10 protein-coding genes are annotated in these 13,057 nt (G+C 45.3%); 7 read left to right on the top strand and 3 right to left on the bottom strand.

Features of this window, described 5'->3' with window-relative positions; all coding sequences use genetic code 11:
* Nucleotides 1–2: 2 nt before the first annotated feature.
* Nucleotides 3–872: a 5-formyltetrahydrofolate cyclo-ligase gene (locus AAEY83_RS06770; protein WP_025643973.1), complete on the top strand. Its 870-nt coding sequence runs from the start codon at nucleotides 3–5 to the stop codon at nucleotides 870–872.
* Between the two features lie 119 nt (nucleotides 873–991).
* On the opposite strand, the gene AAEY83_RS06765 is transcribed toward AAEY83_RS06770, so the two are convergent.
* Nucleotides 992–2,365 carry a Na+/H+ antiporter family protein gene (locus AAEY83_RS06765; protein WP_025643975.1) on the bottom strand — a complete coding sequence of 458 codons (1,374 nt, stop codon included), beginning with the start codon at nucleotides 2,363–2,365 and terminating at the stop codon, nucleotides 992–994.
* A 477-nt stretch (nucleotides 2,366–2,842) separates the two neighbouring features.
* Here AAEY83_RS06765 and lon point away from each other — a divergent pair, with 477 nt between their 5' ends.
* From lon to AAEY83_RS06740, 5 genes are all read left to right on the top strand, one after another.
* Nucleotides 2,843–5,218 carry an endopeptidase La gene (lon, locus tag AAEY83_RS06760; RefSeq protein WP_413771567.1) on the top strand — a complete coding sequence of 792 codons (2,376 nt, stop codon included), beginning with the start codon at nucleotides 2,843–2,845 and terminating at the stop codon, nucleotides 5,216–5,218.
* 242 nt (nucleotides 5,219–5,460) lie between these two features.
* Complete coding sequence (locus tag AAEY83_RS06755; protein WP_025643979.1) at nucleotides 5,461–6,042, top strand: META domain-containing protein; 582 nt, start codon at nucleotides 5,461–5,463, stop codon at nucleotides 6,040–6,042.
* 173 nt (nucleotides 6,043–6,215) lie between these two features.
* Complete coding sequence (locus tag AAEY83_RS06750; RefSeq protein ID WP_025643981.1) at nucleotides 6,216–6,773, top strand: superoxide dismutase family protein; 558 nt, start codon at nucleotides 6,216–6,218, stop codon at nucleotides 6,771–6,773.
* Nucleotides 6,774–6,874: 101 nt separating this feature from the next.
* Nucleotides 6,875–7,393, top strand: a complete 519-nt coding sequence (locus AAEY83_RS06745) for a helix-turn-helix domain-containing protein (protein WP_025643983.1) — start codon at nucleotides 6,875–6,877, stop codon at nucleotides 7,391–7,393.
* Nucleotides 7,297–8,220, top strand: coding sequence for an IS3 family transposase (locus AAEY83_RS06740; protein WP_156923935.1), 924 nt, complete (start codon nucleotides 7,297–7,299; stop codon nucleotides 8,218–8,220). Before AAEY83_RS06745 ends, AAEY83_RS06740 begins: the two co-directional genes overlap by 97 nt.
* A 223-nt stretch (nucleotides 8,221–8,443) precedes the next feature.
* Here the strand turns inward: AAEY83_RS06740 and topA are convergent, their stop codons facing one another.
* Together topA and AAEY83_RS06730 are read right to left on the bottom strand one after the other, a co-directional pair.
* Nucleotides 8,444–11,218, bottom strand: coding sequence for a type I DNA topoisomerase (gene topA, locus AAEY83_RS06735; RefSeq protein WP_025643987.1), 2,775 nt, complete (start codon nucleotides 11,216–11,218; stop codon nucleotides 8,444–8,446).
* Between the two features lie 290 nt (nucleotides 11,219–11,508).
* Nucleotides 11,509–12,162: a hypothetical protein gene (locus AAEY83_RS06730; protein WP_025643989.1), complete on the bottom strand. Its 654-nt coding sequence runs from the start codon at nucleotides 12,160–12,162 to the stop codon at nucleotides 11,509–11,511.
* A gap of 296 nt (nucleotides 12,163–12,458) precedes the next feature.
* Between AAEY83_RS06730 and AAEY83_RS06725 the strand changes: the two genes are divergently transcribed.
* Entirely contained in the window at nucleotides 12,459–13,001 is a 543-nt protein-coding gene (locus AAEY83_RS06725; RefSeq protein ID WP_227501957.1) for a DUF2799 domain-containing protein, read from the top strand.
* The last annotated feature ends 56 nt before the right edge of the window (nucleotides 13,002–13,057 follow it).

Raw genomic sequence — 13,057 nt, 5'->3', positions numbered from 1 at the left:
TTATGATAACCAATCCACCTAGACGTCAGTTTACTCGCCTGCGCCGCCAACTAACAGATGGTGAGCGCAGACAATACGCACGCATGGCAAGTTTGCACTTGGTTAAATTGCAACAACGCTTGCCTCCGCGTGCGCGTATTGGCTTATATTATGATGGCTTTGGTGAGCTTCCTACTCAGCCACTATTGGACTGGTGTCAGCGCTCAGGCTACCGGGCATATCTGCCAGTGGTCGGCTCGCTCGGTCGTGACAATAAAGGAGACGACGATAAACGCTTGCGCTTTGTGCCCATTTATCACTCAAAACTTATCAACGTACCGACCTATATTCATCGTTTAGGGATGCCGCAAAACCGACATCGGCATTTATTATGGGCAACAGAACTGGACGTCATCATCTGTCCACTGGTAGCGGTAGATAAACAAGGCAATCGTATGGGCATGGGTGGTGGTTTTTATGATACGACGCTTGGCAAAAGCTATCGCTCAGGGGTCAAGAAACCATTAAAAATTGGCTGGTGTTATGAATTTCAAGTGGTTGAACAATTAGCGCGTCAACCATGGGATGTGCCGTTAGACGGTTTGATTACGCCAAGTGGCTTAATGTGGTTTAAACCCACTCATATTGATGAGTCTGAACTAGAAACCTCTAGCGCCGATACGGTTGATAGCTACTTACAAACACTAGGTAATGATGACGCTAGGGAAATGCTTTATTACAGTCAAGAACAAAACTTTAGTTCTGATGAGCTATCAAGCGTTATTAATGAGGCGCGTTTAAATGAGCTGCTAGCGCAGAGTGACGAGTTTTTGGCTAGTTTAACTGGTGAGATTGGGGATTTTGATGAGGGTGATAATAACAGTGAAAAATGACTTACATCGAACAGCAGACTGAAAAATGTAAATTAAACCTTTATAAAAAATCAAAAAAGGCGAATGATTATCAAATCACTCGCCTTTTTTATATCTATTGCCAAAGTTTAGATTATGAATTAAAGCACCATCGCCGCAATCCAGCCAAACGCCAGTAGCGGTATATTGTAATGAATAAATGTTGGCACCACGCTATCTCTGATATGGTCATGTTGACCATCAACGTTTAGACCAGACGTTGGCCCAAGCGTCGAGTCGGACGCGGGCGAGCCAGCATCACCTAACGCGCCAGCCGTACCAATAATAGCGACGGTTGCTAGTGGTGAAAATCCTAGTGATATACATAGCGGTACATAGATAGCCGCCACAATCGGAATAGTAGAAAACGACGAGCCAATACCCATGGTCACTACTAAGCCAATCCCTAGCATGACAAAGGCAGCGATCGCTTTATTTCCTGCAAACAGGTTAGTCGCACCATCAATCAGCGGCGCAATCTCCCCTGTCGCTTTCATCACTTCTGCAAAACCTTGCGCGGTAATCATAATAAAGCCAATCATCGCCATCAGCTTGATACCGTCGTTAAACACGCTATCGGCTTCACGCCATTTGACCACACCCGTCGCCATAAATACCGCAAAACCAAACATCGAGCCTAAGAGCAGCGAGTCGGTATACAGCTGCACCACAAAAGCGGTAACAATAGCCGCTAGCGCGATAAGCGTTTTAAGTTTGCCTTGCATGGGCACACGTGTGGCAGTTTGACTCAAGTCGTCGCTAGTGGACTCTTTATCGATTACAGCATCGCGAGCGTCTTTATCTATCGTTAATTGCTGATACTGACGCGGCTTACGATAGCTGATAAACACCGCAGTCAAAAGGCCAAGAAACATACCCAGTGCCGGAATCGCCATCGCCTTAGTGACGGAGATATCGCTAATATCGATACCGGCTTCACCGACGTTTTTGAGCATAATTTGGTTGAGATAAATATCACCAAAGCCATACGGGATAAACATATAAGTGGTGACAAGGCCAAAGGTAATCAGACAAGCAATAAGTCGGCGATCTATCTGCATACGATTAAAGGCGAGCAATAGCGGCGGCACGAGCAGCGGTATAAAGGCAATGTGAATGGGAATGAGGTTTTGGCTAAAACAGCTCATCATCACTAGGCCTGCAAATAGCGTGTACTTAATCATGAGACTGGTACCGCCCGCATCAATACGCTTAATGACTGCCCCTGCCAAAGACTGCGGCAATCCTGAATGCGCAATCGCTACCGCAAAAGCACCTAATAATGCATAAGAGAGGGCAATACCTGCCCCGTTTTGGATACCTTCTTGAAAGGCTTCTAAAGTTGCAGTGATACCTAAACCGGCGAGCAAGCCGCCCGCTATAGCACCGATGAGCAAACTGAGTACCACATGGACTCGCGCCAGTGACAGCCCAAGCATAATCACTACCGCTAGTAGCACCGCATTAATGGTCATACTCTTTGCCCCTATTTAGCCTCAATATTACTTGTCGTCTCATCAAAAAATTCAAAATTAACCTGTCTATAAGACGGGCGCTATTTTACCTGATTCTAACGATAAAGCCTATGCGCAAAACCCGATAGCCTGATACCTAGACAAAGCTCAGAATAGAGTTAAAAGCACGTCTTAAAGCCAAAAGTCGCGTCATCATCTTCCTTGCCCTTATTTGTAGTGCATTAAAGGATAAGCCTTGTAATTTAATCTAAGAACACCATTTATCTATCATGAAACACTAACTTGACTGAACAAGTTTAGTGAATAAGGAATGAATATATGACTGACTATAATATTGATAAAGACAATATCGACATCGATGTGTCAGCAGCAACGCCTGATACTGATGAACAAAATGTTGATAAAAACACTGCCGATAATGGCTCAGACAATCATTTGCCACTCTTGGCACTACGCGATGTGGTCGTCTATCCGCACATGCAAATCGCCCTATTTGTAGGTCGCACGCCGTCGGTCAAAGCAGTGGAGCTTGCGCAAGCAGAATATGGCGATAAAGTACTCGTCGTCGCACAAAAAGACTCGCTGACCGAAGATATCGACCAAGATAACCTCTATCAGTATGGTACGGTTTGCCGCATCGTCAGCACGATGCCGCATGATAGCGATGAAAACTGCATCAAGGTGCTGATCGAAGGCCAATATCGTGCCCGCGTCGATGCTATAGAAAACCATGCAGACAGCCAAGACGACGTCTTGATGGCAACTTTTGAGCGCGCTGATCTTGAGGTTAAGCTCGACGATAGCCAACAAAAAAACACTATCAAAGCGCTGACTGGCTTGTTTGAAGCTTATGCTGAAGCACGTCTGCGTAACGCACGAGAGCTGACTCGCGTGGCCAAGCGTATCGATGACTTATTAGAGCTCATCTATTTTATCTCTACTCGGGTTTCGATGGATTTGGATGTGAAGCAATCGTTCTTAGAAAAGGACGATCTCAAAGCGCATATCAATACTTTAACCGAGTATCTTGTTAAGCAAAGCGCTGAGCAGAATATCGAACAAGATATTCAAGATGCCGTGCGTCAGCAAATGGAAGACAATCAGCGCGAGTACTTCTTAAACGAGAAGATGAAAGCCATAAAGAACGAGCTGTCAGAGATGAATGACGGCGCGTTCGATGGTGAGGACGATGTCAGCGAGCTTGAACAGCGCTTAGAAGAGGCAGATCTGCCAGAAGACGTGCGCAAAAAAGCGGAGCAAGAGCTGAAGAAGCTAAAAATGATGCCGCCTGCATCTAGTGAATCTTCAGTGGTGCGTAACTACATTGAGTGGATATTAGACACGCCGTGGAATGCCACGAGCAAAGTATCGATCAATTTAGAAAAAGCCAAAAACGTCCTCGATGAAGATCACTATGGCTTGCAAGATGTAAAAGATCGCATCTTAGAATACCTCGCCGTGCAGTCGCGAGTGAAAAAGCTTCGTGGTCCGATTCTGTGTCTGGTAGGTCCTCCGGGTGTCGGTAAAACGTCATTGGGTGAATCTATCGCGCGGGCAACCGGTCGTAAGTTCGTACGTATGGCACTTGGCGGCGTGCGTGATGAAGCGGAAATCCGCGGTCATCGCCGCACTTATATCGGTGCGATGCCGGGTAAAATCGTACAGTCACTGGCGAAAGTAGAAGTCAAAAACCCGCTATTCTTATTAGATGAAGTCGATAAGATGGCGCAAGACTTCCGTGGTGATCCAGCTTCAGCCTTGCTTGAAGTGCTCGATCCCTCACAGAATGATAGCTTCAACGATCATTACCTAGATATGGACTTGGATCTCTCACAAGTGATGTTTATCTGTACAGCCAACAGTATGGATATCCCGCCTGCGCTCTTAGACCGTATGGAAGTCATTCGTCTGCCGGGCTATACCGAAGAAGAAAAGGTCAATATCGCCCAGAAGTATCTTGTGCCAAAAGCGATTAAGCAAAACGGTCTAAAGGACGGTGAGATTGAAATTGTCGAAGCGGCGCTGCATAGTATCGTGCGTAGCTATACGCGAGAGGCGGGTGTGCGTAACCTAGAGCGTGAAGTCAATAAGATCTGCCGTAAAGTGGTTCGCGGCTCGGTTGAGAATCATGGCGCGCGTGCTCCGAAAAAAGATGAACGTGAGCTAGTGGTTGTCGATGATAGCAATATCAATGACTACCTTGGCGTGCATCAGTATGACTATGGTTTAGCTGAAAAAGACGCTGAGATCGGCCGGGTCACTGGCCTTGCTTGGACGCAAGTTGGCGGTGAGCTCCTCACTATCGAAGCGGTAGCGATGAAGGGCAAAGGCGAACTGGCCTTTACCGGCTCTCTCGGTGACGTGATGAAAGAGTCGATTCGTGCCGCGATGAGCGTGGTACGAGCACGCGGTGATAGCTTAGGTATCGATTATGAGACCTTTAAAACTACTGACGTTCACGTGCATATGCCAGAGGGTGCAACGCCAAAAGATGGGCCTTCAGCTGGCGGCGCGTTGACGACGGCATTAGTCTCAGCCATCACCGGTATCGCTATCCGTCCGGATATTGCGATGACGGGTGAGATTACCCTACGTGGTAAAATCCTGCGTATCGGTGGCCTCAAAGAGAAGTTATTAGCGGCGCATCGCGGTGGTATCAAGCATGTGCTGATCCCAGCGACTAATGAGCGCGATTTGGCGGATATTCCTGATAACGTTAAGGAAGGTCTAACCATTCAGCCGGTAGCAACGATTGATGAAGTACTTAAAGCGGCCTTAGTCAGTATGCCAACACCGCTAAAGCCTGCTAAAGTGACAGTGGATACTACTTCAAAGAAGTCATTGCATAGCTAAGCGACAACTATCAAAGTTCTACTTAACGAGAGCCGTTTACTTTAGAGTAAGCGGCTTTTTTGTGTCATGCGTATTCCCATAAATTAATTCAGCTCAAAGCTGTGCTATATTTTAGGCAAATGTTTGTTTGATCAGCCGTAATGGTTTTAAAAAAACGAGCGGAACGCTTATTTGGCAGAACGACAAAAAAAGTCACGTGAATAAAGTAGACCTCTGAACAAAAAAACTTAAGGATAAAGTTGATGACGCATCTCATAAAAAAATTGCAGGTTACAATTTTAATCGTGGTATTTGCTATATTAGGTTTAATCGGCTGTCAAACCCTCAATAAGGCTCCTGCTCCTACAATCACAAAAGCGCCAAAAGGCACTGAACCTATTACAGATCTGCCTATTACTTACGAGTTATTGGGGCGTTATCGATGGCGACTGGTCAGCGCAACTGATAGCGACAACCAAATAATTACAGAGCTCAGTCGTCCCGGCTTTCCAGTAGTGGCTAATTTTGGTTATAGGTTTAATGATGAGTATCACGTCGGCTTTAGCTCTGACTGTAATGGTGTCGGTGGCCCTTATACTTTAACGCCTGACCATATTCTACTGATCGGCTCAGGGCCACAAACCATGATGGGCTGCGGCCCTAAACGCGAGGCGGCAGAAGACAAAATAAGAGCGCTTGAGCAATTGAGCCGTAGTCAGCTTACCTTAACGCAGCTTGCAAATAGCAATATCGACAATCCAAGCTTACCTTATTATTTACTCACCCAACAAATGGCGACCGGTGAGACTTTAATTTGGAAAAACAGCGCCCTTATCAATAAATAGATTAAATACAAAGTTATTGGCTTATTAAAACTCTACGCGAATAACTTACATTTATTAACCGATTGTTGCGCTTTTGCCCAATAGTTGTCGATACTCTCTCGCTATACTGTTTTTGACATCAACGCATGTTGTACCAAATTCAAAAAATAAAATAATTACAGTGGGAGAGAATAATGAATAAGTTAATGCTTAGTAGTGCCCTATTATGTGGTTCAGCTCTAGCGGTAACCGGTTGTCAAACCGTCGAAGGTCAGCTGCAAACGGGTAATCCTATCGATCAGCCTACGCTGCAGTCGGTGATTAAAACTACCGATGCAAGCAATCGCGAAATAGGTCAAGTCTACTTGCGTCCAGTAGAGAGCGGCGTACAAGTCTATGGTAAGCTGATGAACTTGCAGCCAGGTAAGACTGTATCATTACACATTCATGAGACTGGTAGTTGTGCCAACATGGGTAAAGCGGCAGGTGGACATTTCAATCCTGACAATAACCCGCACTCAAACCCAGACGACATGAATGGTCACGCGGGTGACTTGCCAAACTTAACCGCTAACGAAGATGGCGTAGCCACAATAAACTACGTCAGTAAAAAGATAGCAGCTACAAAAACGGGTAAATACAGTGTCAATCGCTTAGCCTTTATCGTTCATGGCGGCGTTGATGATTATACGAGTCAGCCTTCAGGTGACTCAGGTGCACGCGTAGCTTGTGGTATTATCGGTACTGTCTAAGATAAGACTTGCTAATATAAGACTTTATATTATGAATAACAAAAACCTCTTAGCTGGTGAACCGACCCCCATAAGTTGGACACAACTTATGGGGTATTTTTATGCGTTATAATCTAGACTTTAAGCTTCAAGTCATCGCATACTATATGCAAGGACATACTGGTCGTGCTACAGCTGAGGAATTTAACCTAGATAATAAGATAGTTATCAAATGGGTTAAGCAATATCAAAGCGGTGGTATTGATGCTATAAAGCCAAAGACCAGCAAAGCCTACTATAGTCGCGAGTTTAAACACAAAGTGCTTACAACGATGCTTAGCCAAGGCTTAAGTCAATTGGAAGTTGCGTTAAGGTATAACATCAGCTCACCGGCGCTTATTAGCCACTGGCACAAAGCGTATCGGCTACAAGGTATGTCTGGACTAACATCTAAACGCAAAGGTAGAGCTACCATGAGTAAACCCTTTATCACAGACAAACCAGATGATGAAAAAAGCTTAGCAGAATTGAAGCGTGAGAATGAATACCTACGTGCGGAGAACGCCTACCTAAAAAAGCTCGATGCCTTGCTCAAAGCGGAGGAACAAGCAGGCAAAAAGCAAGGCTCATCGAAGGACTAAGGCAAGACTATCCTTTATCAGCTTTGCTAGACATCGTTAAGATGCCTAAAAGCGTCTTTTACTATCATAGAGCAAAGCTTGGTGATAAAGATAAGCATGCTGACTTAAAACAGCGTATTGCCACACTATATCACCAGCATAAAGGCAGGTACGGCTATCGCAGGATAACGGCAGCGCTAAAGCAGTTAGGCAGTCATCATAACCACAAGCTCATCGCTAAGCTTATGCGCCATCTAAACTTAAGCGCACGGATTCGACGACAAAGGTATCGCTCTTATAAAGGCGTACAAGGCAAAATTGCAAAGAATTATTTAAAGCGTCAGTTTCATGCAGATAGACCAAGCACACGCTGGCTGACCGATATTACTGAGTTTAAGGTAGGTGATCATAAGCTGTATTTATCACCGATACTCGATTGTTATAACAATGAGATCATCAGCTATACGCTCTCAAAGCGCCCAACTTATGACTTAGTGAGCAAGATGCTAGATAAGGCGTTAGATAAGATAGATACGCACCAGAACAACCGTTTAATGCTGCATTCAGATCAAGGCTGGCATTATCAGATGAGACCGTTTAGTAAGGCGCTTAAACAGCATGGTATTAAGCAAAGCATGAGCAGAAAAGGCAACTGCTTGGATAATGCACTGATGGAGGGGTTCTTTGGTACACTTAAGTGTGAGACGATCTATATTGAGAAACCAAAATCGATTGAGCAGTTAGAACAACAGATTCATGAGTATATTCATTATTACAATAATGAGCGTATTCAACTCAAACTAAAAGGACTGAGTCCTGTACAGTACAGAACTCAGTCCTTGGTATAAACTAAACCGTCCAACATTTGGGGGTCAGTTCACTGGCTAAGAGGTTTTTTTATGGCGTTTAATAACTATTAGAGTGAACAAAAGATATAATCGATACCTTTTAAAAATGACACGGCGCTGCTGGGATGAATTTTGCGCAGCATCTGTGATAACAGCACGCAAGCACAATTTATACCAGTAGCGCCCCAGTTTATAACCGTTTTACTTCAAACTGGCTATATTACTATTCTTCTACCCACTCGCCTTTACGCCAGTAGACGCCCCAACGCGTGGCCTTGCCGTTTTTCTCAGAGCCGATGTATTGCTCTTTTTTCTTACGCGACCAGCGCAAAATAGTCGGGTTACCATCTGGATCTTCATCGGGCCCTTCAAATAAATACTGGAACTTATCGTCCATTTTATCTTGAATAGGACGCAGCTCAGCGAGTTTCGGCGCACGTGTCTCGCGTACTTTAGGGAACTTAGACGCAGCTAAGAACATACCAGCTGCCCCCTCACGCAAGATAAAATAATCATCGTGCTTAGTGGACTTAAGATCCGGCAGATGAATAGGATCCATACGCGGCGGCGCAGGCTCGCCAGTCTTTAATACTTTACGGGTGTTGTCGCAGTTTTGACAAGCAAAGTAAGGCCCGAAGCGTCCAGTCTTAAGCTCCATCTGCCCATCACACTTGTTGCAGTCAATGGTTGGCGCATCAGAGCCAGGTACTTCAAACTTACCTTCTTCTAAAATATAGCCATCGCAGTCTGGGTTATTACCGCAAACGTGCAACTTGAGACCGCCATCGACGATATAGCCATTCATCGCAGTACCACATTTCGGGCAGCGTTTTTTCTCCATCAAGTCTTTGACTTCAGCGGCCTCATCATCTGTGTCGCCATCGTCAAGACTGGCAAACGCTTCAACTGGCATGAGGTTCTTAGTGCCTTTACAGCGCTCTTTTGGCGGTAAGTTATAACCCGTGCAGCCTAAGAATACACCTGTAGAGCCGGTACGTAATTGCATGGGGCGATCACATATATCGCAGTGCACATCGGGCACATCGGTGGGATCGTTTGGACGCATACCGTCTTTGTCTTTGGCATGCTCGACTTTATGCTTAAAATCCACATAGAAGTTATCTAGTACATCTTTCCAGTCGCTATCGCCTTCAGCAACATGATCAAGCTTGTCCTCGAGCGCCGCAGTAAAGGTATAATCCATCAAGTCAGGGAAACTGTCGGTCAATCTATCGGTGACGATATCGCCCATCTTTTCGGCGAATAGACGCTTATTCTCAAGCTTGACATAGCCGCGATCTTGAATGGTCGAGATGATAGAAGCATAAGTCGAGGGACGACCGATACCTTTTTTCTCAAGCTCTTTGACCAGACTTGCCTCAGTATAGCGCGGTGGCGGCTTGGTAAAGTGTTGGCTCGGATCGAGCTTATTTAGAGTGAGCTTATCGCCTTTTTTGACATCAGGGAGCAGCGTATCATCAGTTTTGGCCGGCGGCATAACACGAGTATAGCCATCAAAAGTCATCGTACGGCCGCGCGCTTTTAGCTCGACATTACCCGCCTCTACCAAAAGATTGACTGATAGATACTTAGCAGGCGTCATCTGACAAGCCACAAACTGCCGCCAAATCAGCTCATATAGACGAATAGCATCACGCTCAACGCCTTTTAATTGCGTCGATTTCATGTTGACATTCGAGGGACGAATCGCTTCGTGCGCCTCTTGCGCGTTTTGTTTGTTACCGTAGAAGTTTGGCTTTTCGGGTACGTACTTTTGCCCATAGCTGTCTTCGATAAAGCCGCGCGCCCCTGCTAAAGCATCACCCGACAAAAAAGTCGAATCGGTACGCATATAAGTAATATGACCGGCTTCATATAAGCGCTGCGCTAAGATCATGGTCTTTTTGACCGAAAACCCTAGACGCGTACTGGCTGCTTGCTGCAAAGTTGAGGTGATAAAGGGTGCGCTAGGACGCGACTGAGTGGGTTTTTCTTCACGCTGTTTAACGATAAAGTCGTTGTCTTTGAGGACTTGTAGAACTTTATCCGTCTGCTCTTTATTGACAAGCTTTAGCGTTTTGTCGTTTTGTTTAGTCGCTTCTAAGCGTATGCCATTTTCATCGCCCTCTTTTTTGCTGGTTTTTTTATCGTCAGCAACGTGCGTATCGGCATGAATCTGCCAATACTCTTCGGGGATAAAAGCGCGAATTTCATGCTCACGCTCCACGACTAAGCGCATCGCCACGGACTGTACGCGTCCTGCGGATAGACCGCGAGCGACTTTTTGCCAAAGAATTGGCGAGACCATAAAGCCGACGACGCGATCCAAAAAACGTCTGGCTTGCTGAGCATTGACGCGATCGATATCGAGTTTGGAGGGCTGCTTAAAGGCATTTTGAATGGCGTTTTTGGTAATCTCGTTAAACACCACGCGCTCGTATTTATTATCCGCGCCGCCGATGACTTCTTTGAGGTGCCAAGCGATGGCCTCCCCCTCTCTATCCATATCCGTTGCCAGATAGATTTTGTCAGCGTCTTTGGCTAGAGATTTTAGCTCTTTAATCACTTTAGTTTTATTAGGCAGTACTTCATAGACCGCCGCCCAATCGTGCTCTGGATCGATACCCATACGGCGGACAAGCGCTTGCTGCGCCTTTTCTTCTTTAGATAGGCTCTCATCTTTATTAGCAGCAGCTTTTTTGGTGCCTTTGCTAGCGCCTACAGGAAGGTCACGCACATGACCAATACTCGAGCGCACCACAAAGTCTGAGCCCAAGTACTTATTAATCGTTTTGGCTTTGGCTGGTGACTCGACAATCACCAGCGACTTGCCTTTAGAGCCTGCACTGGCAGTGGTCGTTTTAGTAGCCTTGGCACTAGCTGCTTTAGTAGCCTTCGCTTTCGTCGTTTTGGTAGCGCTAGTCTTTGCGGCGGCTCTGCTAGGTTTGGTTTCGCTAGCAGCAGACTTCGTTGTTTTTTTTGTTGTGGTTTTTGCCATATTTGACGACACCATAATAAAGGGTAAAAATAAAATAGGAATTGGCAGCCAAGCTTTTTATACCTACAAATGAAATTATCTTAAGCGCTGCCTACAAAACGGTTATAAAAAAATAGTTATAAAATGTAAAATAACTGGTAAATATTAATAAAATAAGATCAAGCCTATAAGGAAGTTACACTGCTAAGCGTTAAAATGTCAACTTATTAAATAAAGCGCTTAATAAACTGACTGTTTTTTGGACAGTCATTTGCACTATCAAAAACAGTTAGTTTGCTATGAGTGTGCTGTTAATGAGTATAATTATCAGCCGTAATGCTTATATCATGATCCGCACTATTAGTACGAGATGCTGGCTTTTTTATCTGCTCTGCCCACTCTTCAAGCTTCGATTTTAGAGCGAGTAAGTCCTCTTCGATCATTTGGGCGCGGTAGCTTGGATTAGTCATAGGCCGCACGTAGGAGACATCTTCCCAATATATAATGATGCTATTGGCCTTAGTCCATAGGCCCTTAACAAAAGGTTCAATGCCCACAGGTAGATCTAAGGGCGTCTTATCTAAGCCAAAATCCGTCTTTTTGATAGTGTTGTTTTGACTGCCAGCATGATTACGAATAGCGCTTGGAATATTAAGCGCGACCGCATCAACACTCTCATCAACGAAACGACTATCGGGACGCCACTGCCCGTCTATCACTCGATAGCGTGTATGCGGCAGCTGCACATTGTCTAGTACCAAACAATACTGCCCCATCATACCGCGGCCATACTCCTCATCGCGGCCGGGAAGCCATTCAGGACAAGTCACAAGCTTTGGGTTGAGCTGTAAGCGCCGCGCAGTCATGCGTAGTTTATCCAAACGCTGATCGATACCGTTAGGCTTGAGCGCCATCATACTCCCTAATACAAAAAGTACAATAAGGATAGCAATCCATATTCCCATAAATTCTGCCTTTTTTGATTAGGGACTGTTGAAGATAGTACAGGCGACCGTTACTTGCGACGCCTGACAATAATAAGTGCTACTCATAATAAGTACGAAAGTTAAAAAATCAAGCTTAGCTATCTATAGGCTACTAATATTGCTTAGCTCATTGAGATGACTTCAATCATATTATGCTTTAAAAATCATAAACTTAGTTCATAAAAACACACCTATCTCTAACACAATTTCGATAGCTAGTATAATAAAAGCTGCTATCATAACCTATATTATGACCCGTTCAAGTGAGAAAGTTTATGATGCCTTATCTAACAAAATGCCAGTCAGCTTCGTCGTCGGCGCCTTTGTTATCAGTGAAGACACTTGGCAAAGCTAGTGCTGCTGTCTCTCTCATCACTGCGGCGGCTTTAACCTTATCTGGCTGTGCCACTACGCAAAGCCTTACCCCGCAGCAGTGCCAAACCAGTAACTGGCAAGAAGTAGGCTACGCCGACGGCTTACGTGGACGCTCAGGCGCTTACTTTGGTCAATATGCCAATCAATGTGCAAGCGTGATTGGCGCTACGCCCAATCGAGTACTATGGGAGCAAGGTCGCCAGCAAGGCCTAAAAAACTACTGTACTGAGCTTAATGCGTATAAGCTTGGCCGTGAGGGCTATGATTGGCAGCCCGTCTGTCCGCTTGAAGGAATAGAGAAGCTAGAAGAGGCTTATGCGCAAGGACGCTATTACTATATCCGTCAGCGTGATTTGGACTATCTGCGCTCGCCTTATCCGTTTGGCTATGGAGGCCGTTTTGGTTACAGTCCTTTTTATACACCCTTTGGCTATGGGTGGTAAAAAAGACAGAGCACAAAACCTCAATAAGTACGGTTGGAGATCACCCTTATTATTCT

Origin of the sequence: Psychrobacter sp. TB20-MNA-CIBAN-0197 (assembly GCF_040309765.1) — a bacterium.
In the GTDB taxonomy this organism is placed as follows: domain Bacteria; phylum Pseudomonadota; class Gammaproteobacteria; order Pseudomonadales; family Moraxellaceae; genus Psychrobacter; species Psychrobacter submarinus.
This window is presented reverse-complemented; position numbering and strand designations above follow the sequence as displayed.

Coding starts and splice junctions, on each gene's coding strand:
- lon (WP_413771567.1), top strand. CDS start 2,843: ATGCAAATCGCCCTATTTGTAGGTCGCACGCCGTCGGTCAAAGCAGTG.
- AAEY83_RS06745 (WP_025643983.1), top strand. CDS start 6,875: ATGCGTTATAATCTAGACTTTAAGCTTCAAGTCATCGCATACTATATG.
- AAEY83_RS06730 (WP_025643989.1), bottom strand. CDS start 12,162: ATGGGAATATGGATTGCTATCCTTATTGTACTTTTTGTATTAGGGAGT.
- AAEY83_RS06755 (WP_025643979.1), top strand. CDS start 5,461: ATGACGCATCTCATAAAAAAATTGCAGGTTACAATTTTAATCGTGGTA.
- AAEY83_RS06725 (WP_227501957.1), top strand. CDS start 12,459: ATGATGCCTTATCTAACAAAATGCCAGTCAGCTTCGTCGTCGGCGCCT.
- AAEY83_RS06765 (WP_025643975.1), bottom strand. CDS start 2,365: ATGACCATTAATGCGGTGCTACTAGCGGTAGTGATTATGCTTGGGCTG.
- AAEY83_RS06750 (WP_025643981.1), top strand. CDS start 6,216: ATGAATAAGTTAATGCTTAGTAGTGCCCTATTATGTGGTTCAGCTCTA.
- topA (WP_025643987.1), bottom strand. CDS start 11,218: ATGGCAAAAACCACAACAAAAAAAACAACGAAGTCTGCTGCTAGCGAA.
- AAEY83_RS06770 (WP_025643973.1), top strand. CDS start 3: ATGATAACCAATCCACCTAGACGTCAGTTTACTCGCCTGCGCCGCCAA.